This window comes from Gordonia malaquae NBRC 108250, from assembly GCF_000344135.1.
Taxonomy (GTDB): domain Bacteria; phylum Actinomycetota; class Actinomycetes; order Mycobacteriales; family Mycobacteriaceae; genus Gordonia; species Gordonia malaquae.
Genome location: NZ_BAOP01000007.1, coordinates 74,874 through 99,996, shown reverse-complemented (window position 1 = coordinate 99,996; position 25,123 = coordinate 74,874). Strand labels below are relative to the sequence as shown.

Sequence of the window (25,123 nt, the reverse complement as noted above, 5' to 3'; positions counted from 1 at the left end):
TCAGGATGCGACGAGATCCGAGTACTCCGGATGCTTCTCGAGGTAGCGCACCACGTACGAGCAGACGGGCACCACGGTCTGGTTGTTGGAGCGCACGTCGTCGAGGACGTGCTTGACGAGGTCTGCAGCGAATCCGCGCCCACCGAAGCGGTCGTAGACCACGGTGTGCGTCAAGGCGAGGCGATCGCCGTCCTGCGTGTAGTCGACGTAGCCGACCTCCTGCGCGTCGCCGTCGTCGTTCTCGAGGTCAGCGCGGTAGCGCTCCCGCTCTGCCAGATGCGTCACCGAAATCGTCCCGTCAGCCATGCTTCCAATGTAGCCCAGGCCACACCCGTCTGCACACAATGTCCGATGTCGCACAATCAGGCTACGGCCCGACATACAGAAATCGCGCCACCTGCAGGTTTACCCTGCAGGCGGCGCGATGTCCCGTGGTCGGCGAATCCGACGAATCGACCGTTCGATCTACTTCGACTCGCCCTGAGCAGCCACTGCGGCGGCGCCTGCCGCGGCGGCCTCGGGATCGAGGTAGACGCCGCCCGGCGTGATCGGGCGGAGGTTCTCGTCGAGGTCGTAGCGGAGCGGGTTGCCAGTCGGGATGTTCAGCCCGGCGATGTCGTCGTCGGAGATCCCGTCGAGGTGCTTGACGAGTGCACGCAGCGAGTTGCCGTGCGCTGCGACGAGGACGGTCTTGCCCGCACGGAGATCCGCCTCGATGGTCTCGGTGTAGTACGGAATGAACCGCTTGACGACGTCGAGCAGGCACTCGGTGAGCGGCACGTCGATGCCGTCGTAGCGCGGGTCGCCGGTCTGGCTGAACTCCGCGTCGGCCTCGATGGCGGGCGGCGGGGTGTCGTAGCTGCGGCGCCACAGCATGAACTGCTCGTCCCCGTACTTCGCCTTGGTCTCGGCCTTGTTGAGGCCCTGAAGCGCACCGTAGTGACGCTCGTTCAGGCGCCAGTCGCGGACCACCGGGATCCAATGCCGGTCGGCGGCGTCGAGCGCGAGCTGCGCGGTGGTGATCGCACGACGCAGCAGCGACGTGTAGAGCACGTCGGGGAGCAGATCATGCTCAACGAGGAGCTCACCCGCACGGACCGCTTCGGCGCGGCCCTTGTCGGTCAGGGCGACGTCGACCCAACCGGTGAACTGGTTGGACGCGTTCCATTCGCTTTCGCCGTGTCGCATCAGAATCAAAGTGCCGTTGCTCATGGCAGCTAGTTTCTCATACGCCTCCCCCTGGTCGTTGAGCGAGCGAAGCGAGTCGAAGCGCCGCGACCAGAGCACCCGACAGACCATGGCGCAGGCCGCCGACACGCTTCGACTCGCTTCGCTCGCTCAACGAGCAGGGGGACCGCCCGCCGCTCAACGACAGCAAGGACCTACTTGCGGAGGTCCTTGCGCAGGATCTTGCCGGACGCCGACTTCGGGACCGTCTCGATGAACTCGACCGCACGGACCTTCTTGTACGGTGCGACCCGCTCGGCGGTGAACGCGATGACCTCGTCCTCGGTCAGCTCGGCCCCCGGCTGGGTGACGACGAACGCCTTCGGGATCTCCTCGCCGTCAGCGTCGTTGACTCCGATGACGGCGACGTCGGCGATCTGCGGATGGGTCAGCAGCAGGGCCTCGAGTTCGGCGGGCGGAACCTGGTAGCCCTTGTACTTGATGAGCTCCTTGAGACGATCGACGATCGTGATGCAGCCGGACGCGTCGACTGTCGCCATGTCGCCGGTGCGCAGCCATCCGTCGTCGGTGATCGTCTCGGCGGTCGCGGCGTCGTTGTTGAGGTAACCGACCATGACGTTCGGGCCGCGGACCCACAGTTCGCCGGGAGCCGAGACTCCGTCGGCCGGCTGATCGACGTCGGCGCCGGTGGCCGGGTCGACGATCCGGTTCTCCGAATTCGGGACGGCCCAGCCGACCGACGCGAGGGGCGCCTCGACTCCTACGGTTCCGGTTCCGCCGTCGAACGGGATCAGGTGACTCACCGGTGACAACTCGCTCATGCCGAAGCCCTGCAGCATCCGCAGGTTCAGGCGCTGCGCGACGGCGTTGCCGAGTTCGGAGTCGAGAGGTGCGGCACCGGACACCATCGTGTGCAGCGACGACAGGTCGTAGTCGTCGATGATCGGATGCTTGGCGAGCGCAACGGCGATGGGCGGCGCGATGAACGCGTAGGTGACTTTGCGTTCTTGAATGTTCTCCAGGAACTCGACGAGGTCGAAGCGCGGCATGATGACCAGCGACGCCCGCGCTCGGAGCGCGGCGTTGAGCAGCACCGTCATGCCGTAGATGTGGAAGAACGGGAGGACGGCGATGATCACGTCGTCTTCCTTCATGCCCTGCAGCGGCCGGATCTGTGCGACGTTCGACACCAGGTTGGCGTGGCTGAGCTTGACGCCCTTCGGGTTGCCGGTGGTCCCCGAGCTGTACGGGAGCGCAGCGATGTGAGTCGACGGATCGAAGGTGACATCGGGCGCGGACAGTCCGGCGCCGAGCAGGTCGACGGCGTTCGGATGACCGCTCGCGGCCTGCCCCTCACCGTCGAGCACCACGACGTCGGCGTCGTCGAAGCCGAGTTCACGCGCGGCTTCGAGCGCCTGCGGCGCCATCAGCGAGATCGTGACGATCATCCGTGCTTTCGAATCGACGAGCTGCTTGCGGATCTCGTTCGCGGTGAACAGCGCATTGAGCGTGGTCGCGGTCGCGCCGGCGCGGAGCACCCCGTGGAACACCGTCGCGAAAGCCGGAATGTTCGGAGACAGGATCGCGACGACGTCGCCCACCCCGATCCCCCGCGCGGCCAACGCACCTGCGGCGGCGTCGATCTGTGCGACGAGTTGCCCGTACGTCGTCGTGGCACCCGACTTCGGATCGATGAGCGCGGCACGCTCACGATCGGCGTCGGTCAGGTCCGAGAACAGGAAGTCGTATACACCGACTTCCGGGATCTCGACGTTCGGGAACGGGGAAACGATGGTCATGTGGCGCCCTTCGATGTGGGAGGAGTCACCGATGACCTTACCAACATCCGTTGTCAGAATTAGGGTAGCCTCCCTGCGCCGGGTCAGTCGTCGAGAGGAGCGATGTCCGGGAGGTCGTCGGGATCGATGAGGTGAGCGAACGCTTCGAGGTTCTTCATCGGCTCGCCTCGCGCGGTACGCCACGCCCACTCGCGTTTGATCGACGTCAGAAAGCCGATCTCGAGGATCTGATTGAAGTCGCCGTCCGCCGCCTCGAGGACCTGACCGAGGACACGGTCCACTTCGTCCTGTGTCACAGCGTCGGCCGAGATCCGGCCGATCAAGTAGATGTCACCCGCGTTGTCCAAGGTGTACGCCACCCCGTACAGGCGACGGTTCCGCTTGAGCAGGTAGCGGTAGACCGCCTCGAATTGCTCGTCTGGTCGGCGGCACACGAACGCCTCGACCCGCACTCCGTTGACGGCCGCGGTGAGCAGGACAGTCGTCTTGAGCTTGCGCTCACCGGGCAGTTCGACGACAAGATGCTCCGATTTGGCGCCGCCGGACGACTTGCGCGCATAGTCGATCCCGGATGCGTCGAGTGCTGCGCGCAGCGGCTCGGAAAGGTCGTTCGCGTCGGATACGGGCATGTGGGATCTCTCCAGTTTCGTTTCGGTGCGTCAGACGGTTGCGCGCGGGCGAGAGCGACGCCTCCGCAGACCGAACATCCCGGGCGGGCGGCCCGCAGCACGCCGGTAGGCGGTGGTCGCACGTTCGTAGCTGGCGAGAAGCGCGTCCGTGGTGTGGTCCCAGGAGAATCCCTGAGCGTGCACCGCGGCGCGCGAGCCGAGGCTGCGCAGTCGGACCGGGTCAGCGAGGAGTGCGGCCAGCCGTGAAGTCCACTTGTCGATGTCGTGGCCGTCGACGAGTTCGCCGGTGACCCCGTCGTCGACCGCGACTCCGAGTCCACCGACATTCGCCGCGATGACCGGGACGCCGCACGCCTGCGCTTCCAGCGCCACCAGACCGAAGCTCTCCGAGTAACTCGGCACCGCCACCAGGTCGGACGCGCGGTACACGTCGGCAAGGTCGGTCGGAGACTGAGGCGGAAGAAAGGTGACGCCCGCGGTGATCCCGAGGCTCGCCGCGAGCTCGATGAGCGCTTCGGGCAGTCCGAGGCCGTTGCCGGACGGCCCACCGACCACGAGCAACCGGAGCCGCCCCGTCGAGTCGGCCCGGATCAGGGGCGCCATCGCGCGCATCAGCACGTCAGGCGCCTTGAGCGGCTGAATCCGGCCGACGAATGTGACGATCACATCGTCGGAGGCCAGACCGAAGCGCGCCCGAGCGGCGATCTTGTCTCCCGGCGCATAGCGATCCAGGTCGGCTCCCGGGACGACGACATCCACCCGCTTCGGATCGGCCCCGTACAACTCGACGAGCTCGGAGGCCTCGGTCGGAGTGTTGACCACCAGCAGATCGGCCTCGTCGACGACTTGCTGCTCGCCGATCACCCGCAGTTTGGGTTCGGCGGTGTCTCCGTCGGCGAGCGAGGCGTTCTTCACGGCGGCGAGCGTGTGTGCGGTGTGGACGAGCGGAACACCCCAGCGGTCGCGGGCCAACCAGCCGACCTGACCCGACAACCAGTAGTGCGAATGAATCAAGTCGTAGTAGCCGGGCTCCTGCGCGGCCTCGGCACGCAGCACGTTCGCCGAAAAGGCACACAGCTGACCAGGCAGGTCACGCTTGTCGAGGCCGTCGAACGGACCGGCGGGCACATGCCGGACGGTGACGCCGGGCGCGGCTTCCACGCTCGGCTCGTCGGACGACGACGTCGCTCGGGTGAAGATCTCGACCTCCACCCCCCGCTTCGCGAGTCGAGTGGCCGTCTGCCATGCATAGACATTGAGGCCGCCCGCATCACCGGTGCCCGGTTGGGCGAGCGGCGACGTGTGCACGGAGATGAGTGCCAAGCGTCGCGGAAGATGTCGACCGGTCATGCCACCAGGGTAGTGAATCCGCGGCGCGAGCTCCCCCGCGCCCGCGATCGCATGGCAACAGATGCAGGTTCGCGCATCGCTTCGACAAACGCTCGGGGATCGCTCTACGATTTGTCGGTAACGATTTTCATTACCTTCTGATCGTTCAGCCCGCACCACCGACAGACCTACGGACTTTTAATCCGCAGCTCGTAGAACCGAAAGCCTTCTCTCGACATGTCTTCAGTCCGTTCGTTCCGCGCCGTCGCGGCGCTCATCGCGGCCACCGCTCTGGTCGTCTCATTGGTCGCCTGCTCCGAGGAGTCGGGCCCGAAGGACACCGACCATCCCGTCGTCGTCGCGTCGACCGACGTGTGGGCCTCCGTCGCCGCCGCGGTCGGCGGAGAGAACGCCGACGTCAGCGCCCTGTTCTCAGTTCCCGGCGGCGATCCGCATGAGTTCGAGCCGACAAACGCCGACACCGCCCGTGTGCTCGATGCGAATGTGATCGTCATGAACGGCGGCCACTACGACGAGTACATGGAACGCGCCGCCGCCGACGCCAAAGGTGTCAAGGTGAGCGCACTGGACGGCGAATCCGACTCGGGCGACCACGAAGGGCACTCCCACTCGCAGGAGCATGCGTTCTACGACCTCGCCGTCGTCGCTGACACCGCCGACCGCATCGCCGACGCGTTGGCCACGGTGGCCCCCGCTCACGCCGACGCCTACCGCGCGAACGCCAAGTCGTTCCGCGCCGACATCGACGCGCTTCGGGCGCGGATGGCAGTGATCGGCCGCACCCACCCGAACACACGCGTCGCGGCGACCGAACCACTCGCGACGGCTCTTCTCGAGTCCGCAGGCATCTCCGATGTGGCGCCCGCCGGGTTCACCGCAGCCGTCGAAGAAGGCCAGTCACCGTCGGCCGCCGACCGCGCCGCCTTCGACGACCTGCTCACCGGCCGCAAGGTGTCGGCGCTGATCTACAACGTGCAGGCCGTCGATCCCGCAACCGAAGCCGTGCTCGCCACCGCGAACAAGGCCGGAGTGCCCGTCGTCCAGTTCACCGAGACTCTTCCCGACGGCGTCACGGACTACATCGCGTGGCAGTCGGCTCAGATCGCCGCGCTCGAGAAGGCGCTGATCAAGTGACCGAACCCGTACTGCGGTTCACCGGATCGGAGCTCTCATTCGGGTCTCGGACCCTCTGGCGCGATCTCGACCTCGACGTCGAGCCCGGTGAGTTCATCGCGGTGCTCGGCCCGAACGGGTCCGGCAAGACGACCCTCCTGCGCACAGTCCTCGGTCAGACGTCGACGACGGCGGGAACGATGACCGTCAACGGCAGGCTCGGATACATCCCCCAGCAGCATGCGGACGACTCGGACACGATGATGCTCCGCGGCCGCGACCTCGTCGGGTTCGGCGCGGACGGCAGTTCGTGGGGCCTGGGTCTCCGCGGGTTGCGCTCACGGCGGGCCCGGGTCGACGCGGCACTCGCCGAGGTCGACGCCACGCGCTACGCCTCGAGCCCGGTCGGTCTGCTGTCCGGCGGCGAGCAGCAGCGGCTGCGCATCGCGCAGGCCCTCACTCGCGATCCAGCGATCCTGCTCTGCGACGAACCGCTCGCCAGCCTCGACCTGAAGAGCCAACAGCTCGTCGTCGACCTGCTCGACGCACGGCGACGCCGCGCGAACACCGCGATCCTCTTCGTGACGCACGAACTGAACCCGGTGCTTCCGTTCGTCGACCGCGTCGTCTATCTCGCAGGCGGACAGTTCCGCGTCGGAACCGTCGACGAGGTGATGAACTCCGAGACCCTCTCCGAGCTGTACGGCAGCCCGATCGACGTGCTTCGCGTCGGCGGTCGCCTTGTCGTCATCGGCGGCGAGGACTCCCACCACTGCATCGAGCACGGGTACGCCGACGAGGCCGCCTCGTGACGACAACCGTCCTCGCCGCGGACATGGGCAACTTCTGGAACTTCACACAGACCGGCGATCTGCTCTCGCGTGCGTTCGTGCAGCAGTCGCTCGTCGCCGTCGCGCTGCTCGGCTTGATCGGCGGTGTGCTCGGTCCGATGATCGTGGCCCGTCAGATGAGCTTCGCAGTCCACGGAGCAGCGGAGTTGTCGTTCACCGGCGCCGCGACCGCGTTGCTCGCCGGGATCGGGGTGAACATCGGTGGTGTGATCGGCGCCGTCGTCGCGGCCGCCGTCTTCGGCCTGCTCGGACGACGCGCACGCGAACGGGACTCGGTGATCGGCGTCGTGATGGCGTTCGGACTAGGCCTCGGTGTTCTCTTCCTGAGCCTCTACGGCCGAGTCGGAACGGGATTCGCGTTGCTCACAGGACAGGTGGTGAGCGTCGGGCGGGACGGGCTGATCGCTGTCGGCATCACCGCCGTGGTCGTCCTCACCGTGTTCGCGATCATCTATCGACCACTGCTGTTCGCCAGTCTCGACCCGCGCGTCGCAGAGACCGCAGGCGTCCCCACTCGCCTGCTGTCGGTGGTCTTCGCAGTTCTCGTCGGCCTGGCCGCCGCTCAAGGCGTGCAGATCATCGGAGCGCTGCTGGTGATGAGCCTGCTCATCACACCTGCTGCGGCGGCGTCGCGACTGTCTGCGAATCCGACAGTTGTGCTGATGTTGTCCGTGGTGTTCGCCGAGACCGCCGCAATCGGCGGCCTGGTGCTCTCACTCGCCCCGGAGCTTCCCGTCTCGGTGATGGTCACGTCGATCTCTTTCGCGATCTATGTGGCCTGCCGAGCCTTCGGAATGCGCCGACGAGATTGACGCGCAGTGCTAGCACTTCGCGCTAGCATTGAGCCATGCCTGCTCTGCACATACGAGATGTCTCGGACGAGACGATCGCGTCGTTGAAGCGCCGTGCACACCGGCATGGCCGATCGATGCAACAAGAACTTCGCGACGTCCTCGACCGAGTCGCCGCGGAACCCATCGTCGACGCTCGACGTCGTCCGCTGGAGTTGCACACGGTAGACACGGGTTCGACGTCTCCGTTCGACCGGGCCGACTTCTACGGCGACGATGAACGCTGATACGTCGAGCCTCGTCGTCGTCGACACGAACGTCCTCATCGCGGCGACCGACCGCAGCCGCACCGCGCACGATTCGAGCCTGAAGTTCCTCAACGAGGACCAGCGACGTCTCGCTGTCACGCCGCAGATCGCGCGCGAGTACTTGGCGGTGTCGACTCGGCCTGCCTCCGCCAATGGATTCGGGTTGTCCGCGGAGGCCGCTGTCGCGAACTTGAATCAATTCCTTCTCGATATGGAACTTCTCGCGGAGGGAGTCGGATCGACTTCGATGCTTGCAGAACTCGTCGTCACGCATGCCACCGTCGGCAAGCAGACTCACGACGCCAACGTCGTCGCCGTCGCCTTGGCGAATGGAGCCGACACTGTCGTCACCTCGAACACCCGGCACTTCGCGCGGTTCTCGGACCTGATCGCAGTCGAAGAACTCCGATGACGGCCGCAGGGTCAGTTCGCCTCTTCCTTCGCACCCGGATTGCAGCGCGACGAGATCATCTCGGCCTCGGAGACGACCGGCCGTGAGGGTTCCAGATTCCAGCTCGGCTTCTCCGGTTGAACGATTCTGGCGAACGTCCAGTGGCAGTCGAACTGCGCCTTCATGCCGGGTGTGTCGCCATCGGGCGCGATCGCGAGGACTTCACGCCACGCTTCCTCGCCCGCGGTCACACCGACGACCCGACGGCCGTTGGCCGTCGGACGGATCTGAAGGCTCGCACCGACATCGGTCTGCACCCAGTCGGCGCCCGCGATGTACGGCGCCGGCAGGGTGTTCGGGATCGATGAACTGCCAGTGCTCGACATGTCCGAACTCGACGAGACCGGCGTCGAAGACGCCGTCAGCGTGGGTGACACAGGAGTGGCCGGGTCCGTCCCGCACGCGGCGAGGACGACGGCGCCCGCCGCCGCTGCCGCCACCACCAGGGAGGTCGGGCGCAGACGCCTCATCGCGTGGCCTCCACGAGCACCGCGGCCGGCACATGGACTCGCTCCCACGCCGCGCGACGTGCACCATCCGGATCCCGGACCACGCGTGGCGGGTCGTCGAGGATCATCACGCGACGGTCGTCCTTCCGGTACGCGGGCCATGCGGGTGACGGCACGCCCTTTCGCGCGAACCACGTCCAGTTCGACTGCATGGTCGCGGTGATCCGCTTGGTCGAACCCCAACTGCCCGCAGCCGCGAGACCGACCCCGATCGGGTCGCGGTAGATGCCGAACACTGCGAGGAGCTCCGTCGCATGTGTCGCGCCGATGCCTGTCGCGTTGAGGACGGCCGGCGCGTAGTCGTAGCGGTACACGTAGGTCGGCGCCGTCTCGCTGTGGTAGCCGGCGAAACGGATCGTCGGCTCCCAGAACGTCGCGTCGGCGGACATCCGCACCTGGTCGCGCTCCCCCGGATACAAGAGTTCGAGCTCCATCTTGATCTCCGGATCGTCGACGCCGACAAGAGCCTGCGCCGCGTCGGGCATGATGTCCCAGAATCTCGCGAACAGTTCGCCTTCGTCCTTGTTGTTGCCGATGATCGTCGGAACCGGGAGCGTGTTGCCGTCACGGGCCGCGTCGAGCGGCGTCTGCGGCAAGTACTCGCCGTCAACGGTCGGCGCGAACGGCATGGGGTTCGACAGGTTCGCGGCTCGCGCGAATCCGAGCAGTTTGTTTCCGATTCTCAGCAGTTCGTGCGCTGAGGCGCCGTCGACGATGCGCGCGACGTCTGCCGGGTCGAGCGGCTCCTCGGTGCGCTCGGGTCCCCGTCTGCGGGTCGGGTCGGCTACGAGGCGGACGAACTCGTCAGCGAAGATCTGCGCGTTCTCCTTCGACACGATCAGCTCCGGCGCCGGGCTCTGCGAGATGGCCCGCGAGAACAGCCCCTGCGCCGCGGGCGTGGAAAGCAGAGTCAGGACGGCCGAGCCGCCCGCGCTCTCGCCGAACACGGTGACTCGGTCCGGATCGCCTCCGAAGGCGCCGATGTTCCGCTGCACCCACTCCAGTCCGGCGATCATGTCGCGGAGCCCGACGTTCGAGTCGAAACGACGCTCTGGGGTCGAGTAGTCGCTGAGATCGAGGAATCCGAACGGACCGAACCGGTAGTTCACGGTCACGACGATCACGTCGCGGCTCCGCGCCAGGTAAGAACCGTCGTAGATCGGCGTCGACGTGCCGCCGAGGATGTAAGCACCACCGTAGTTGAAGACCATCACCGGACGCGGAGTCACCGATTCCGTGGTCGGCGCGAACACGTTGAGTGTCAGGCAGTCCTCGCTGCGCGGCTGGAACCGGCCCGAGGCGCGCGCGGTGAACAGCTTCTCCTGCACCGGGGCCGGGCCGTAGTCGAAGCACTCGAGCGTTCCGGGCCACGGTGTGACCGGTTCCGGTGCATGCCAACGCTTCTCGCCGACCGGCGGGGCCGCGAACGGGATGCCTTTCCAAGAGATCGTGCCGCGACGCGAGCCGCGTCCACGCTTGCCCTGCACCGCACCCTCGACGAGCGCCACCACCGTGTCCATCACTGCCATGACGCCAAGGGTATCCGGTGGGCGATCGGCGTCGGCGACACTAGGCTCGGAGGATGCCACTGCCCCGGATCGATCTCAACGCCGACCTCGGAGAAGGCGTCGGCGACGACACAGCGATGATGCCGCTGATCAGCAGCGCGAACATCGCATGCGGATTCCACGCGGGCACCCCGACCGTGCTTCTGCACTCCTGCCGCGAAGCGGTCCGATACGGCGTGCGGATCGGCGCGCAGGTGTCCTATCCCGACCTCGCGGGGTTCGGACGACGTTTCATCGACGTCGTGCCAGAGGACCTCATCGCCGACGTGCTGTACCAAGTCGGGGCGCTGACCGCGCTCGCGGCTGCGGCAGGCGGTGACGTCTCGTATGTGAAGCCCCACGGTGCGATGTACAACACTGTCGTCGACCACGAGATGCAGGCTCGTGCACTCGTCGACGCCGTCGCGCGTACCGGCCTCGCGTTGATGTGCCTGCCGGGATCTGCCGCGCAGCGTTTCGCACGGGAGTCGGGCGTGCCGGTGATCACCGAGGCCTTCGCGGACCGCGGCTACACACGGACCGGCACGCTGGTTCCCCGTTCGGAACCGGGGGCCCTGCTGACCGACTCCGACGAGATCGCCGCCCGCGTCGTCGAACTCGCCAGAACCGGGCGGATCAGCGCGGTCGACGGCACGGTGGTGGAAGCCGACGCCGAATCCGTCTGCCTCCACGGCGACACTCCCGGCGCGGTTGCACACGCCCGCGCCGTGCGTGCGGCGCTGGCCGAGGCCGGTGTGGACGTGGCTGCTCGATGAGGTCCGAGTCGTCGAAGGGGCTCGCGGCGGGTCTACTGGCGTACGGGACGTGGGGCCTGTTCCCGCTGTTCTTCGATGCACTGCGTCCGACCGGGGCGTGGGAGATCCTCGCCCATCGCATCGTGTGGACGCTCCTGTTGTGCCTTGTGGTCCTGCTCGTGATGAGAGATTGGCGGTGGGTCGCCGATCTGCGCGGACAGTGGCGTCTGCTGGCGGGCGTGAGCATCGCGGCCGTCCTGATCGCGATCAACTGGGTGGTGTACGTCGCGGCGGTCACCTCGGGCCACACCAGCGACGCCGCGCTGGGCTACTTCCTCAATCCCCTCGTCACGGTGGCTCTCGGGGTGATCGTGCTGCGCGAACGACTCCGGCCGCTGCAGTGGGCCGCGGTCGGGGTCGGGGTGGTGGCCGGCCTGTACCTGTCGATCGCGGGTGGACACTTCCCGGCGACGTCCCTGGCTCTGGCCGGATCGTTCGCGTTGTACGGCTTGGCCAAGAAGAAGGTGGGGGCGCACCTGTCGGCGTTGCGCGGACTCACGCTGGAGACGGCGATTCTGACGCCCGCCGCGGTGGTGATACTCGGAGTGGTCGGAATGTCCGGGGCGGGTCTCGACTTCGGTCGGCACGGTCCGGTGCACACGGCACTGCTATGTCTGGCAGGCGTCGCCACCGCCGTTCCTCTGTTGCTGTTCGCGGCTGCGGCCCGGCGGATCCCCCTGGTGACGATCGGCCTGATCCAGTTCATCACGCCGGTCATCCAGTTGTTGTGCGCTGTCCTGGTGCTCGGCGAACACCTGCCCGCTCACCGGTGGATCGGTTTCGGCATCGTCTGGGCCGCACTGATCCTGCTGTCGATAGACAGTGTGGTGGCCCTGCGGACCGCGCGCACGCCTCAGACTTGAGAACGCTGCGCGAAGATTCTCCGGCGGCGACCCGGAAACGTCGGCCCACCGGGGCGATCCTCGACGGACAGCAGTTCCGGCCGTTCCACGAGAAGGAAGCCCGCCGCGGTGAACACGAGAGGGGCCAGCAGGAGCGCCGTCGCGGCGGCGCCTCCGGTTGCGAGTTCCATCGCGGCGTATCGCGTCAAAGCGAGGAGGCCTGCGAACATCGCGGCGCCCATCGCGACAACGCCCATCCGGATCTTGGTCCATCCGGTCTCCGGGCGCGTGAGTGCGGCTTCGAGGGTCAGCGTGAACACTGCACCCGCGAGGACGTCGACCGCGTAGTGGAAGCCGAAGCCGAGGGTCGCGCCCGTGGTGGCGATCAGCCAGAACGTTCCGAAGATCCGTGATGCGGTGGAGCCCCGCCAGCCGTGCAGGAAGATCGCCATCGCCCACGCCGTGTGGAGACTCGGCATGCAGTTCCGAGCGATGAACTGGCTGTAGGGAGCGGCGACCGGCTCGGTGATGTCGGGGCTGACCCACGGCCACACGTCCTGCCAGCCCGCCCCGGCGAGCTCATGTCCGAACGCGTACGTCGGACCCACGACGGGGAAGATGAAGTAGACGATCGGACCGATCATGCCGATGATCAGAAAGGTCCGCACGATGTGGTGTCGCGGGAAACCGTCGCGAGCGACGTTCCGCAGTTGGAAGAACGCGATCACCGCGGCGCCGACCGGTAGGTAGACGTACACCCGGCTGCACACCTCGGTGAGGAACGCGCTGTCGGTGACCACTCGTCCGACCGCCCAGGACGGCGATCCGAGTGCTCGGTCTGCGAGTTCGACGTACTCGTCGAGCACGGTCGCGTTGGCCTTCGTCGACAGGACGAGCCAGGCGTCGCCGACACGGCCCATGACGATGAGCATCATTCCGAGGCCGACAGCTTTGAGCGTGGCGGCCTTTTCGGCGCCACGCAGCTTCCAGAACGCGAACACGGCCGTTCCGACCAGACCCCAGAGGATGCCGTTTCCGATGGTTCCAGGGTTGCCGACGATCACCCGCTGCAGATTCCAGACGCCCTCGAGCGCAAGAACTCCGCCGAGGACCCACCAGCGGAGACGTGCCGGCATGCAGACGAGAGCGAGGATCAGGCCTGCCATCTTGATCTCGCCGATGCCGGGGCGTCCGACGAAGTCGTGAGCCAGCAGGTCCACCGGCCCGCGGATGTCGAAGTTCGACGACACGATCTGGATCACGACGACAAACGCCGCGAGAACGCCGACCACGAGGGACCATCCGCGCACGCCGAGTTCCACGCGCCGCTTCGTCAGAACGCGGACGCGATCAAGAATCCCGAGCCGCGACTGGTACAACACGGGTTACAGGCTAACGAACAATCAGGAAAATCCGAGAATCCTGTTGCCCGAATGTCATTCAGATGACACCTTGTGCGCGCCCTCTGCGCGGAAAGTCCTCTATGCCAGGCGACGTTGACGCGCGAACTCGGCCAGAACAACACCCGCCGCGACCGATGCGTTCAGGCTCTCCACATCACCGGCCATCGGCACCGAGAGGATCGAGTCGCACGTCTCGCGGACGAGGCGGGACAGTCCCTTGCCTTCCGATCCGACCACGACGACGACCGGGCCGGTGCCGTCGTACTCGTCGAGCGTCACATCGCCGCCTGCGTCCAACCCGACGATCTGTGCACCCGACTTGGCCCACTCGACAAGGGTGCGAGTCAGGTTCGGGGCCTGCGCGACGGGCAGTCGTGCCGCGGCGCCCGCGCTGGTGCGCCAGGTGACTGCGGTGACCCCGGCGCTGCGACGCTGCGGAATCAGCACACCGTGGCCGCCGAACGCGGCGACCGAACGGATGACGGCCCCGAGGTTGCGGGGATCGGTGATGTTGTCGAGCGCCACGATCAGCGGCCGTTGCGACGACGCCTGCGCCGCGGCCATCAGGTCGTCGGGGTGCGCGTAGCGGTACTCCGGGACCTGAAGAGCCAGACCCTGGTGCAGACCGTTCGGCGACATGCGGTCGAGTTCGGGCTTGCCGACTTCGAGGATCGAGATGCCGCGATCTCCCGCGGTCTGCACGGCTTCGCGGACTCTCTCGTCGGCCTCGATCGACGTCATCACGTACAGCGCCGTGGCGGGCACCTTCGCCCGCAGGCATTCGACGACAGGGTTGCGACCGAGGACGTACTCGGGGCCGCCGTCCTCGGACTTCCGCTGGTTGCGCGGCCGACCGGCCGCCGCTTTCGCGGTGGCTTTCGCCTTCTTGTGCGCCACGTGATAGACGCGGTCCTCGGCTTTCGGGGTCGCGCCGCGCCCTTCGAGACCACGACGTCGCTGACCTCCGGAGCCGACGCTCTGGCCCTTCTTGCTGCCTTCCTTGCGGACGGCGCCCTTACGCTGCGAATTGCCGGCCATGCTTTCAGTCCTTCGTCTTCAGCGCCCACTGGGCGCCGTCGGGTGTGTCGGTGACGTCGACGCCTGCTGCGGCGAGGCGGTCACGAACCTCGTCGGCGGCGGCCCAGTCCTTGGCGGCGCGCGCGGCTGCGCGCCGATCTAGTTCGGCGCGGATCAGCACGTCTAGTGCTCCCGTCGCCGCGTCGTCGGAGTCGGCCGACGACGCCCAGTGTTCGTCGAGCGGATCGGTGCCGAGGATCGAAGTCATCGCCCGCACCGACGCTGCGACCGCAAGCGCCTTCTGAGCGTCTCCGGCTTCTAGCGCGGTGTTTCCCTCACGCACAGCGTTGTGGACGGCGGCCATCGCCGCGGGGACACCGAGATCGTCGTCGAGAGCCGCGGCGAAATCGTCGTTGACGTCGCCGACCGGCACATCCGCGACACGTTCTGCGACCCGCTTCACGAACGACTCGATGCGACGGAAACCCGCCGCGGCCTCATGCAGGGCGCCCTCGGAGTACTCGAGCATCGATCGGTAGTGCGCGCTGCCGAGGTAATAGCGAAGTTCCACGGGCCGCACCTTGGTCAGCATCGCTGGGATGGAGACGACGTTGCCGAGCGACTTGCTCATCTTCTCGCCGCTCATCGTCACCCAGCCGTTGTGCAGCCAGTACTGCGCGAAGCCGTCGCCTGCGGCGTGACTCTGCGCGATCTCGTTCTCGTGGTGAGGAAACACCAGATCCATGCCGCCGCAGTGGATGTCGAACTCCGGCCCGAGCAGCGACGTCGCCATCGCGGAGCACTCGAGATGCCATCCCGGGCGGCCGTGTCCCCACGGGGTGGGCCACGACGGCTCGTCGGGCTTGGCCGCCTTCCACAACGTGAAGTCACGCGGATCGCGCTTGCCCGTTCCCGCGCTCTCACCCTGGTGGACGTCGTCGAGCTTGTGCCCGGACAGGCTGCCGTAGTCGGGTTGGCTCATCACGTCGAAGTAGACGTTGCCGTCGGCCACATACGCGTGGCCTCGGTCGATGAGACGTTCCATGTACTCGACCATCTGCGTCACGTACCCGGTGGCACGTGGCTCCGCCGACGGCGGCAGCACGTTCAGCGCGTCGTACGCCGACGTGAACGCGCGCTCGTGGGTGGTCGCCCACTCCCACCACGGTCGTCCGGCCTCATCGGCTTTGCGGAGGATCTTGTCGTCGATGTCGGTGATGTTGCGGATGAACAGGACGTCGTACCCACGGTGGGTGAGCCACCGGCGGAGGACGTCGAACGCGATTCCACTGCGCACGTGCCCGATGTGGGGCACACCCTGGACCGTCGCGCCACACAGGTACACGCCGACCGTCCCCGGTCGAAGGGGAACGAAGTCGCGGACCTCGCGGGAAGCGGTGTCGTACAGGCTAAGCGTCACGGCCTGCGATTCTACTTGAGCGCGAGCAGCGCGGTGGCCACTGCGGCGACACCCTCGCCGCGTCCCGTCAGACCGAGGCCGTCGGTGGTGGTCGCAGACACCGACACCGGTGCGCCGAGGAGCTTCGACAGGACCCCTTGGGCCTCGGCCCGACGCGGGCCGATCTTCGGCCGGTTGCCGATGATCTGCACTGCGGCGTTCACCGGTGTGAATCCTTCGTCGTCGAGCAGTCCGACCACATGCCGCAGCATCGCATCACCGGTCACGTTGCGCCATTCCGGGCGGTCGACGCCGAACACCAGGCCCAGATCGCCGAGTCCGGCGGCCGAAAGCAGCGCGTCGCAGAGCGCGTGGACGCCGACGTCGCCGTCCGAGTGACCGGAGCAGCCGTCGGCGTCGGCGAAGAGGAGTCCGACCATCCAGCAGTCACGGCCGGGTTCGATCGGGTGGACGTCGGTTCCGATGCCGACTCGCATGGTGATGGCCTCCTGAGCCGTACTCGCGGTGTGGGTCACGCCAGCAGTCGTGCCAGGCGCAGATCGAACGGGGTTGTCACTTTGAACGCCATCGCGTCGCCGTCGATCACGTGGACGCCCACACCGAGAGCTTCTACGAGGCCGGCGTCGTCGGTGGCGTCCTGCGCGCCCGCATGGGCTCGTCGCAGCAACTCGGCGGCGAAGCCCTGGGGCGTCTGCACTGCCCGAAGTATCGACCGGTCGACGGTGTCCGTCACGAACTGGGCGTCGTCGACTCGTTTGAGGGTGTCCGCGACGGGAAGTCCCGGCACGACTGCCGCGTCACCGCAACGCAATGCGTCGACGACGGCGACGAACAGCGCCGGCGGCGTGAGTGGGCGGGCCGCATCGTGCACGAGGACCAGTTCGGCATCGGTCACGGCGAGCGCCGCCCGGACCGAATCACTTCGTTCGGCGCCGCCTACGACTACGCGCGCAGCAGGAACGAGCTGCTGCGCTCGGTCGAGAAGTTCTTCCGGGACGGCGACGACGATGTCGTCGATCACCCCGGATTCGCGGGCGGCGGCGACACTGCGCTCAAGCAGCGTCGACCCGCCTACCTCTACGAACGCCTTGGGCTTGGACTCACCCAGACGGGTGCCCATTCCTGCGGCGGGGATCAGTGCGGCCACGCGGCGGTGGCCACTGTGTGCGATCAGGACGCTGCAGCCAGGATCTCGTCGAGGATGCTGTCGGCCTTCTCGTCGTCGGTGTTGCGAGCGAGCGAGAGCTCGTCGACCAACACCCGACGCGCACGAGTGAGCATGCGCTTCTCGCCCGCGGAGAGACCGCGGTCCTGCTCACGACGCCACAGATCACGCACGATCTCGGCGACCTTGATGATGTCGCCGGAGTTCAGCTTCTCCTGGTTCGCCTTGAAGCGGCGAGCCCAGTTGGTGGGCTCCTCCACGTTCGGCGCACGCAGTACCTGGAAGACTTCGTCGAGCCCCTCTTCGCCGACCACGTCACGGACGCCGACGTACTCGAGCTTGCTCGAGGGAATCTGCACCGTCATGTCGCCGTCTGCGACTTTCAGGACCAGGTATTCGACTTCTTCACCCTTGATGGTCCGAACAACGATGTTCTCGATCCGAGCAGCACCGTGATGGGGGTACACAACGGTGTCGCCAACTTTGAAATTCAATGTTTCCCTACCCTTCCGAGTGTTACCAGTGTAACACCCGCCCTCTGACACCTTTTCCAACGGTGCAGGTCAACACTGGTCCGACCCGATCAGCGACACATTTATCGGCCGATATGCCTACCCGAGGGAACTTTTTCCCGCCGCGCCCACTACGCTGCGTAGTGAAGGTTCGCCGGCTGGCGGACAGTGCGACGACCACCCGGAGGAAAAGGTGTCAGTGCTCAATCGGACCACCGGCCGACTGGCCAAGGCTGCAGCCGTCGGCGCCCTGGGCGCAGCAGTCGTCCTCGGCGCTTCGGCCTGCGGTGCAGGCAAGATCTCGCAGACCAACAACCAGCTCGCCGCCGTCAACGGTGCGGGCGGTTCGGTCACGCTGAGCCCGGATGCGGGAACCGACCTGGCCAACGGCGCGGTCGCCCTGCGCAACGTCCAGATCGTGTACCCGACGGACAAGGCCGACAAGACGTTCAAGGACGGCGGACCGTTCGACGTCTCGTTCGCGATCTCGAACGACAGCAACACTCGTTCGGTGAAGCTCGTCGACGTCGTCGGACCCGAGGGTTCGAACATCGTGCTGACGCCGCCGTCGACCTCGAAGAAGGCCGGCGAGAAGACCGCTGATCCGAGCATGATCGGCCCGAACGGCGTTCTGCTGGCAGGGACCCCCGCGAACGTGAACACGTCGGTCGCCGAGGAAGCCGACATCTACCGGTTCACCGCGACGATGACCAACGCGGGCACCTCGGTCGCGTCGGGCGTGACCGTGCCCCTGACCTTCAAGTTCGAGGTGTACGACCTCAGCGGCAAGAAGGTCGAGGACAAGCAGGTCGTCATCGACACGCCCGTCGACAACGGCACCCTCGCGCATCGCCTCGACGTGGTCCGCGACCCGCAGGCCCACAGTGAGGGCTCCGAAGAGGGGCACTGACCTCTGATCGACTTCGAATCGACCCCCGACCGACAGGTCGGGGGTCGATTTGTCGGACGAGACGTTTAAGGTCGGGGCGTGGCGAAGACAAAGGCGATCTACAGATGCACGGCCTGCGGACATCAGGTCGCGAAGTGGGTCGGTCGTTGCCCCGACTGCGGTGAATGGGGTTCGGTCGAGGAAGGTGCACCCGTCGTCGCCGCGGGAGCCGCGTCCGTCGCTCCTCGCAGCCCGGCTCGACGCATCACCGAGGTCGACGCGGGGACCGCTTCCGCGACGCCCATCGGGATCGCCGAGTTCGACAGGGTGCTCGGCCGCGGCATCGTGCCCGGATCCGTCGTCCTCCTCGCAGGTGAGCCCGGCGTCGGGAAGTCCACGCTGCTGCTCGAGACTGTCAAACACTGGGCGGCGGGGGGCCGCGTCGCGCTCTACGTCACGGGTGAGGAGTCGGCAGGCCAGGTGCGGCTACGCGCGGAGCGGACCGACGCCGTCCACGAGAACGTCTTCCTGGCGTCCGAGACCGACCTCGGAACCGTTCTCGGTCACGTCGACGAGGTGCGGCCGACGCTGCTCATCGTCGACTCGGTGCAGACACTCGTCGCGTCCGGCGTCGACGGCGTGACCGGCGGCGTGACCCAGATCCGTGCCGTCACCACCGCGCTGGTGTCGCTCGCGAAGACGAGCGGCGTCTCGGTGATCCTCGTCGGCCATGTGACGAAGGACGGCAACGTCGCCGGTCCCCGTTCGCTGGAGCATCTGGTGGACGTTGTGCTGTCGTTCGAGGGCGACCGACACTCGTCGCTGCGCATGGTCCGCGGCATCAAGAACAGGTTCGGGCCGTCCGACGAAGTCGGCTGCTTCGAGCAGCGATCGGACGGGATCCACCAGGTCAGCGATCCGTCGGGGATCTTCGTGCACGAGCACCCGTCAGACGTTCCAGGCAGCGTCGCACTCGTCGCGATGGACGGTCGACGCGCTATGGTCGGCCAGATCCAGGCGCTGCTGAACAACTCCGAGATGACCTCGCCACGGCGCGCGGTGTCCGGCCTCGACCCGGCGCGCGTCGCGATGATGCTCGCCGTCACCGAGAAGCATCTCGAGGTCAAGACAGGCAAGCAAGAGGTGTACGCCTCGACAGTCGGCGGTATGAAGGTCACCGAGCCGGCCGCCGACCTGGCGATCTTCCTCGCGATCATGTCGTCGGCGAAGAACAAGCCGGTTCCGTCGACGACAGTCGCCATCGGTGAGGTCGGGCTCGCAGGCGAGATCCGGCGAGTGTCGTCCACGGCGCGGCGGGTGGCCGAGGCCAAACGCCTCGGCTTCCGCCACGCGATCATTCCGGCGGGCACGGAGGAGGAGCTTCCGAAAGGAATCCGGATCACCAAGGTGTCGCAGCTCGACGAGGCGCTCGCCGCCATCGGTCCACGGCGCCTGGAAGCGGTCGACGCGCCGTTCTGAGGCGGTTCTCCTGCTTGGCCCCGACCCAGCGAAGGTCATGGCATTTCGACAAGCCCTCCGCTGGCGCTCCGGGCCGCTCAATGAGCAGTGGGGATCGCTCCGGGCTACTCAATGAGCAGTTGATGTCGCTCGATGAGCAGTGGGGAGTCAGAGAATGACGCGCTTGTCGTAGTGCTCGGCGAAATGCTTCTGGACGTCGATCGTCACGAAGAGCGCGTGTGCGCTGGCCACGATCTGTTCGGGATCACCCAGGTGCGCCGATGCGGCGAGGTAGATCTTGCGGCCCTGCTTGCCGAGGATCCGAGCCTCGAAGTGGAGAGTGCTTCCGAGCGGGATCGGCTTGGCGAAGTCCACTTCGAGATGGACTGTGACGACGGGCGCGCCGATCAGCAGCGGCGCGGTCCCCGTGACCTCATCGAACGCGGCGGACAGCACGCCCCCGTGGATCACCCCTGGTCCACCTTGCATCCAGTCGACAACGGGCATCTGCGCGGTCACCGACAGATCGTCGCCCGCGATCACCTTGAGGTGCAGGCCGAGCGGGGTGTCGTCGCCGCAGCCGAAGCACGTGCTGTGGTGCAGCCCGATGTGCTGCCCGGGCCCGGTGGCCTTCGGGTGGCGGACAAGTGGCTCGAGGTCTGCGGGCGGAACAAAAGCATGCTTCACGTCCAGTTACGCTAGTACGGTCCCGGCGTTCGCCGGAACCTCAAGTCCCACGATTGCCGAGGTGCGATGAACGACACGTCAAATGCCGACGCCGACCGCGCCGATCTGACGCGCGAGACGCTGCGTCGGGTGGCGCCGGGAACCGCACTGCGCGACGGCCTCGAACGCATCCTGCGCGGCGGGACCGGCGCCCTGATCGTCGTCGGATACGACGACGACATGGAACGCATCTGCGACGGAGGATTTCACCTCGACGTCGAGTTCGCTCCCACCCGACTTCGTGAGTTGGCGAAGATGGACGGCGCGGTAGTCCTGTCCGCCGACGGCCGCCGCATCGTCCGCGCGAACGTCCAGCTGGTCCCCGATCCGTCGATCCCGACCGAAGAGTCCGGCACCCGCCATCGTGCCGCCGAGCGGACCGCGATCCAGATGCGGGTACCGGTCATCTCGGTGAGTTCGTCGATGTCGATCGTCAGCGTGTACGCCGACGGGCAGCGTCGAGTCGTGGAGAACCCCGACGCCATCTTGTCGCGTGCAAACGTCGCACTGTCGACGTTGGAACGGTACAAATCCCGCCTCGACGAGGTGTCTTCTCAGTTGTCTCGCGCGGAGATCGAGGACTACGTCCTGCTTCGCGACGCGATGAGCGCCGCGCAGCGCATGGAGATGGTCCGGCGCGTGTCGGTCGAGATCGAGGAGTATGTGCTCGAGCTCGGCGTCAACGGTCGCCAGGTGGCGCTGCAGCTCGAAGAGTTGATCAGCGACAACGACACGATGCGTGAGCTGCTGGTCCGCGACTACCACGCATCACCCGAAGCTGCGGGCACCGAACAGGTGCGCCAGATCCTCGAATCGGTGGAGTCGTTGTCGGATGTCGATCTCCTCGACCTGACCATGGTGGCGGGCGCTTTCGGCTACCCCACGACTCTCGAAGCGCAGGACACTGCGATGAGTCCGCGCGGCTACCGCCTGCTCGCACGCATCTCGCGACTCCAGTTCGCGCACATCGATCGCCTGGTCCGTCACTTCGGCACCCTGCAGGCGCTCCTCGCGAGCAGTGCCGCCGACCTGGAAGCAGTCGAAGGCATCGGCAGCATCTGGGCCAGGCACATCCGAGAAGGCCTCTCACGCCTCGCTGAGAGCTCGCTCGAGCGGTTCGACTAGAACTTCCCTACTGCTGGGCGGGCTTGACGACGTTGAACGTGATCGGCGCGGACTCCTTCTCGCCGATCTTGGCGACGGCCTGGTAGCCGCCTGCGGGGATCTGAACGCGGGGCTTCTTGCAGCCCGCGCTGCTCGTCGTGCCCGACCAGGTGATGGTGTCGCTGAACTGCTGGCCCGGCTGCAGAAGCTGGTTGTTCACCGTCTTGTCCGGGGCGCAGTCTTGTGCCGCCCACAACGTCCGCGCACCGTCCAGTGAGCGGACGACCACGTTCTGCGCGTTCTTTCCCAGATCGCGCGAGCATTCGCTGAGTCCGCCGTTGGTCACGACGACGGTGAACACCGGCTGATCCCCGACGGTGTACGTCGGCTTGTCGGTGTACAGGACCACCGAGAGACTCTGATCGGCGCACGCGTTCTGCAGCGCCGGGTCCGCGGGCGGAGGCGGCGCGGGTGCAGTGCTGCTCGGGCCCCCGTCAGAACCGTGGTCTCCACCGCCGGAGACCGGCTCACTCGTGGTCGGTCCCGGAGTGCTCGACGCAGGCGGCGGCGGTGGTGCCACCGCGCTCGACGACGTCGACGATGCGGCGGCCGCGTTCTTCGGCGCCGAATCGTCGGAGGAGCTGCCCGCCCAGATGATCAAGGCGATGACTACGACGATCGCCACCACTCCAGCGGCGACCGCCACGAGGCGGCGACGCCAATACACCTCGGAAGGCAGGGGTCCCTGTGGTTCGATCACGATTGCAACGGTATCGCCGCCGAGCCTCGCACGGCGGCGTCGAACTTCGGCGTGTCGCGGATTCGTCGACGCCGCGGCGGGTTATTCTCCCGCGCCGGCCTTCCGCGGGTCGGTCTCGGGCTGTTCGCCGATGTTGCCGATGACCTCGACGAGGTGCACCTGGCCGTCTTCGAGACGGTAGCTGAGACCGACGATGGCGAGGTCGCCGTCCTTGACCCGCTTGGCGATGATGCGGCTGCGCTGCATGAGGACACGGCTGGTCTCCTGCACGTGGCGGGTGACGAACTCGAAGTACTCGGTGAGCCCTTCGCTGCGGCCGGCGAGGATGCTCGGCGCGACCTTCTCGACGACGTCGCGGACGTAGCCGCCGGGCAGATTGAGATTGTCGAGGGCGTCGAGGGTCGCACCGACCGCGCCGCAGCTGTCGTGACCGAGCACGATGATCAGCGGCACGTTCAAGATGTCGGCCCCGTACTCGATGGTGCCGAGCACCGCCGAGTCGAGGACGTGACCCGCAGTTCGGACGACGAACATGTCGCCGAGTCCCTGATCGAAAATGATCTCGGCGGCCAGGCGCGAGTCGCCGCAGCCGAAGAGCACCACGTGCGGCGACTGGCCATCGACGAGCGCCTCACGGTCGGCGATACCCTGGCTCGGGTGGATGGGGCGACTCTCGACGAATCGCTGGTTCCCTTCCTTGAGAACTGTCCAAGCCTGCGCGGGGGTGAGATCCTTCATGACATCGAGTGTGCCACCGGCCACAGTCCTGGATTGGTTCGGGTCCGCCGAACGCGACCTTCCGTGGCGTTCGACGGATCTGACCGGTTGGCACGTCCTGATCAGTGAGATCATGCTTCAGCAGACCCCCGCCGCACGGGTGATCGAACCGTGGACGCGATGGGTGGAGCGCTGGCCGACGCCGTCGGCCATGGCTGCCGAGTCGACGGGCGAAGTGGTCCGCGCGTGGGGGAAGCTCGGCTACCCGCGCCGCGCGATGCGACTCCACGAATGCTCGAAGGTCCTCGCCGACCAGTACGACGACGTGGTCCCGTCCGACGTCGACACCCTTCTGGCGCTCCCCGGCATCGGTGACTACACGGCACGTGCCGTCGCCTGTTTCGCCTACGGGCAGTCGGTGCCGGTGGTCGACGTGAATGTGCGCCGCGTGATCGCCCGCGCCGTCCACGGCAGACAGCATCCAGGCAATCCGGGACGCCGCGATCTCACTGACGCAGAGGCACTGTTCCCGCGGACCGCGGACGGCGACCCCGCACCCGAGACTCCGCGGTTCTCGGCCGCGCTGATGGAATTGGGCGCACTGGTGTGCACCGCCCGTGAAGCTCGCTGCGACGAGTGCCCGCTCGAACCGACATGCGAGTGGGTTCGGCTCGGTCGCCCCGAGCACGAAGGCCCCGCACGGAAGGTCCAGAAGTTCGAGGGCACCGACCGCCAGGCGCGTGGACGACTCCTCGACGTGCTCCGCGGAACGTCCGGACCGGTGGAACGAGCAGCGCTCGACCTCGCGTGGGAGCGTGACCCCGGCCAACGCGCTCGCGCCCTCGACTCCCTGCTCGTCGACGGTCTCATCGAGTTGACCGACGACGGCCTGTTCGCCCTCGCAGGCGAGGGCTGAGACTCAGCCGAGGTCGCTCAGGAACGCCTCCACCGCGCCTCGGTACACGCCGGGCGCGTCATCGTGGACCAGGTGACCCGCTCCATCAACCCGAACGTACGACGCCGACGGCTTACGCGCGGCCATCTCCGCCATCTGCCCCGGCGGCGTCACCGAGAAACCAGCTTCGAGGAGGAGCGTCGGGACTGCGACATCAGCCCATTGATCCCAGAAGTGCCTCGTCCCCCACTCCTCGGCGATGTCGGCCCAGACCGGAATCGAGCCGTGCAGTCGTCCGTCGTCGAAGGCCTCGTAGAAGTAGCGACCCGCGACGTCCCCGAACATGTCCACGGCCGACTGCAGATCGGGAAACCTGTCGGGCCAGCTGTTGAACCACGGCTGCCAGGCACCGGTGGTACGTCCGCGGAAATCGGGCGCCATGTCCTCGACGACGAGCGCCGACACGAGCTCCGGGTAGCCCGCTGCCGTGCACCAGGCGTGCAAGCCGCCCATCGAGTGCCCGATCAGCACTGCGGGGCCACGATCGATCCACGTGATCACTTCTGCGAGATCGGTGACGAACCGCTCGGTCGAGATGTCTGACGCGTCGATCGAACCGGCGCCTTGGTGGTTCGCCGAGTCGAACGTGAACACTCGCCCGTAGTCGCGCAGCCACGGGATCTGACGTCGCCACGTGCGGCCGCGCCCCATCAGACCGTGGACCAGGACTATTGCTCCGAAGCCTCCGTCGGCGACGTCGAGACCGCCGTGATCGAGCAGGCCGGTGTCGGCGATCGCGGGCGCATCGAGCGAGTCGGGGTTCACAGCGTTCGACCCTATCGGCCCGCCGCGGCTGCGCGTAGC

Annotated in this window: 28 protein-coding genes; 11 read left to right on the top strand and 17 right to left on the bottom strand. The window is 66.9% G+C overall.

Features of this window, described 5'->3' with window-relative positions:
• The 5 genes from GM1_RS06355 to mshA all read right to left on the bottom strand — a co-directional run bounded on the left by GM1_RS06355 (window position 1) and on the right by mshA (window position 4,966).
• A complete protein-coding gene (locus tag GM1_RS06355) occupies window positions 1-306 on the bottom strand; it encodes a GNAT family N-acetyltransferase (protein ID WP_040519620.1) in 306 nt (101 codons plus the stop codon).
• A gap of 159 nt (window positions 307-465) precedes the next feature.
• Complete coding sequence (locus GM1_RS06350) at window positions 466-1,212, bottom strand: phosphoglyceromutase (RefSeq protein ID WP_008377464.1); 747 nt, start codon at window positions 1,210-1,212, stop codon at window positions 466-468.
• Between the two features lie 170 nt (window positions 1,213-1,382).
• Window positions 1,383-2,987 carry an AMP-binding protein gene (locus GM1_RS06345; RefSeq protein WP_008377463.1) on the bottom strand — a complete coding sequence of 535 codons (1,605 nt, stop codon included), beginning with the start codon at window positions 2,985-2,987 and terminating at the stop codon, window positions 1,383-1,385.
• 83 nt (window positions 2,988-3,070) lie between these two features.
• Window positions 3,071-3,616 carry a type III secretion system chaperone family protein gene (locus tag GM1_RS06340; RefSeq protein ID WP_008377462.1) on the bottom strand — a complete coding sequence of 182 codons (546 nt, stop codon included), beginning with the start codon at window positions 3,614-3,616 and terminating at the stop codon, window positions 3,071-3,073.
• Between the two features lie 30 nt (window positions 3,617-3,646).
• Window positions 3,647-4,966 (bottom strand): D-inositol-3-phosphate glycosyltransferase, encoded by a 1,320-nt coding sequence (gene mshA / locus GM1_RS06335; protein WP_040519618.1) that lies wholly within the window; start codon window positions 4,964-4,966, stop codon window positions 3,647-3,649.
• A gap of 216 nt (window positions 4,967-5,182) precedes the next feature.
• Between mshA and GM1_RS06330 the strand changes: the two genes are divergently transcribed.
• Genes GM1_RS06330 through GM1_RS06310 form a run of 5 tightly spaced genes read left to right on the top strand, consistent with a single transcriptional unit; the run spans window position 5,183 to window position 8,441 of the window.
• Window positions 5,183-6,100 (top strand): metal ABC transporter solute-binding protein, Zn/Mn family, encoded by a 918-nt coding sequence (locus tag GM1_RS06330; protein WP_008377460.1) that lies wholly within the window; start codon window positions 5,183-5,185, stop codon window positions 6,098-6,100.
• Complete coding sequence (locus GM1_RS06325; protein ID WP_008377459.1) at window positions 6,097-6,891, top strand: metal ABC transporter ATP-binding protein; 795 nt, start codon at window positions 6,097-6,099, stop codon at window positions 6,889-6,891. Before GM1_RS06330 ends, GM1_RS06325 begins: the two co-directional genes overlap by 4 nt.
• On the top strand, window positions 6,888-7,742 hold the full coding sequence (locus GM1_RS06320) for a metal ABC transporter permease (protein WP_008377458.1): 855 nt from the start codon (window positions 6,888-6,890) through the stop codon (window positions 7,740-7,742). Before GM1_RS06325 ends, GM1_RS06320 begins: the two co-directional genes overlap by 4 nt.
• A 35-nt stretch (window positions 7,743-7,777) precedes the next feature.
• Complete coding sequence (locus tag GM1_RS21530) at window positions 7,778-8,008, top strand: FitA-like ribbon-helix-helix domain-containing protein (RefSeq protein ID WP_052005332.1); 231 nt, start codon at window positions 7,778-7,780, stop codon at window positions 8,006-8,008.
• Complete coding sequence (locus GM1_RS06310; RefSeq protein ID WP_008377457.1) at window positions 7,998-8,441, top strand: type II toxin-antitoxin system VapC family toxin; 444 nt, start codon at window positions 7,998-8,000, stop codon at window positions 8,439-8,441. Before GM1_RS21530 ends, GM1_RS06310 begins: the two co-directional genes overlap by 11 nt.
• Before the next feature lie 11 nt (window positions 8,442-8,452).
• Here GM1_RS06310 and GM1_RS06305 read toward each other — a convergent pair whose 3' ends face one another.
• Window positions 8,453-8,950, bottom strand: a complete 498-nt coding sequence (locus GM1_RS06305) for a DUF2599 domain-containing protein (RefSeq protein WP_008377456.1) — start codon at window positions 8,948-8,950, stop codon at window positions 8,453-8,455.
• Entirely contained in the window at window positions 8,947-10,518 is a 1,572-nt protein-coding gene (locus GM1_RS06300) for a carboxylesterase/lipase family protein (RefSeq protein ID WP_008377455.1), read from the bottom strand. The genes GM1_RS06305 and GM1_RS06300 overlap by 4 nt, the downstream gene beginning before the upstream one ends.
• A gap of 53 nt (window positions 10,519-10,571) precedes the next feature.
• On the opposite strand from GM1_RS06300, the gene GM1_RS06295 reads away from it, so the two are divergent.
• Together GM1_RS06295 and rarD are read left to right on the top strand one after the other, a co-directional pair.
• A complete protein-coding gene (locus GM1_RS06295) occupies window positions 10,572-11,312 on the top strand; it encodes a 5-oxoprolinase subunit PxpA (RefSeq protein WP_008377454.1) in 741 nt (246 codons plus the stop codon).
• Window positions 11,309-12,214 (top strand): EamA family transporter RarD, encoded by a 906-nt coding sequence (rarD, locus tag GM1_RS06290; RefSeq protein ID WP_008377453.1) that lies wholly within the window; start codon window positions 11,309-11,311, stop codon window positions 12,212-12,214. Before GM1_RS06295 ends, rarD begins: the two co-directional genes overlap by 4 nt.
• Here rarD and GM1_RS06285 read toward each other — a convergent pair.
• The 6 genes from GM1_RS06285 to GM1_RS06260 form a co-directional block, all read right to left on the bottom strand.
• A complete protein-coding gene (locus tag GM1_RS06285) occupies window positions 12,205-13,575 on the bottom strand; it encodes a phosphatase PAP2 family protein (protein WP_223291408.1) in 1,371 nt (456 codons plus the stop codon). The two genes, rarD and GM1_RS06285, sit on opposite strands and share 10 nt — an antisense overlap.
• A gap of 99 nt (window positions 13,576-13,674) precedes the next feature.
• Window positions 13,675-14,634, bottom strand: coding sequence for a 23S rRNA (guanosine(2251)-2'-O)-methyltransferase RlmB (gene rlmB / locus GM1_RS06280; protein ID WP_008377451.1), 960 nt, complete (start codon window positions 14,632-14,634; stop codon window positions 13,675-13,677).
• Between the two features lie 4 nt (window positions 14,635-14,638).
• Window positions 14,639-16,033, bottom strand: a complete 1,395-nt coding sequence (gene cysS / locus GM1_RS06275; RefSeq protein WP_008377450.1) for a cysteine--tRNA ligase — start codon at window positions 16,031-16,033, stop codon at window positions 14,639-14,641.
• A gap of 11 nt (window positions 16,034-16,044) precedes the next feature.
• Window positions 16,045-16,509: a 2-C-methyl-D-erythritol 2,4-cyclodiphosphate synthase gene (ispF, locus tag GM1_RS06270; protein WP_008377449.1), complete on the bottom strand. Its 465-nt coding sequence runs from the start codon at window positions 16,507-16,509 to the stop codon at window positions 16,045-16,047.
• 35 nt (window positions 16,510-16,544) lie between these two features.
• A complete protein-coding gene (ispD, locus tag GM1_RS06265) occupies window positions 16,545-17,180 on the bottom strand; it encodes a 2-C-methyl-D-erythritol 4-phosphate cytidylyltransferase (protein WP_008377448.1) in 636 nt (211 codons plus the stop codon).
• A gap of 23 nt (window positions 17,181-17,203) precedes the next feature.
• On the bottom strand, window positions 17,204-17,692 hold the full coding sequence (locus GM1_RS06260; protein ID WP_008377447.1) for a CarD family transcriptional regulator: 489 nt from the start codon (window positions 17,690-17,692) through the stop codon (window positions 17,204-17,206).
• Between the two features lie 211 nt (window positions 17,693-17,903).
• Here GM1_RS06260 and GM1_RS06255 point away from each other — a divergent pair, with 211 nt between their 5' ends.
• Together GM1_RS06255 and radA are read left to right on the top strand one after the other, a co-directional pair.
• Entirely contained in the window at window positions 17,904-18,620 is a 717-nt protein-coding gene (locus tag GM1_RS06255; RefSeq protein ID WP_008377446.1) for a hypothetical protein, read from the top strand.
• 78 nt (window positions 18,621-18,698) lie between these two features.
• The gene (gene radA, locus GM1_RS06250; protein WP_008377445.1) at window positions 18,699-20,078 is read left to right on the top strand and encodes a DNA repair protein RadA; all 1,380 of its coding nucleotides are present in this window, start codon (window positions 18,699-18,701) and stop codon (window positions 20,076-20,078) included.
• 147 nt (window positions 20,079-20,225) lie between these two features.
• Here radA and GM1_RS06245 read toward each other — a convergent pair whose 3' ends face one another.
• Window positions 20,226-20,744 (bottom strand): PaaI family thioesterase, encoded by a 519-nt coding sequence (locus GM1_RS06245; protein WP_008377444.1) that lies wholly within the window; start codon window positions 20,742-20,744, stop codon window positions 20,226-20,228.
• A gap of 66 nt (window positions 20,745-20,810) precedes the next feature.
• Here GM1_RS06245 and disA point away from each other — a divergent pair, with 66 nt between their 5' ends.
• On the top strand, window positions 20,811-21,908 hold the full coding sequence (gene disA, locus GM1_RS06240) for a DNA integrity scanning diadenylate cyclase DisA (RefSeq protein WP_008377443.1): 1,098 nt from the start codon (window positions 20,811-20,813) through the stop codon (window positions 21,906-21,908).
• A 7-nt stretch (window positions 21,909-21,915) separates the two neighbouring features.
• Here disA and GM1_RS06235 read toward each other — a convergent pair whose 3' ends face one another.
• Entirely contained in the window at window positions 21,916-22,647 is a 732-nt protein-coding gene (locus tag GM1_RS06235) for a hypothetical protein (protein ID WP_008377442.1), read from the bottom strand.
• Window positions 22,648-22,728: 81 nt separating this feature from the next.
• Complete coding sequence (locus GM1_RS06230; RefSeq protein WP_008377441.1) at window positions 22,729-23,385, bottom strand: carbonic anhydrase; 657 nt, start codon at window positions 23,383-23,385, stop codon at window positions 22,729-22,731.
• Between GM1_RS06230 and GM1_RS06225 the strand changes: the two genes are divergently transcribed.
• The gene (locus GM1_RS06225) at window positions 23,384-24,280 is read left to right on the top strand and encodes an HhH-GPD family protein (protein ID WP_008377440.1); all 897 of its coding nucleotides are present in this window, start codon (window positions 23,384-23,386) and stop codon (window positions 24,278-24,280) included. The two genes, GM1_RS06230 and GM1_RS06225, sit on opposite strands and share 2 nt — an antisense overlap.
• A 3-nt stretch (window positions 24,281-24,283) precedes the next feature.
• Here the strand turns inward: GM1_RS06225 and GM1_RS06220 are convergent, their stop codons facing one another.
• Window positions 24,284-25,084, bottom strand: coding sequence for an alpha/beta fold hydrolase (locus GM1_RS06220; RefSeq protein WP_008377439.1), 801 nt, complete (start codon window positions 25,082-25,084; stop codon window positions 24,284-24,286).
• Window positions 25,085-25,123: the final 39 nt, after the last annotated feature.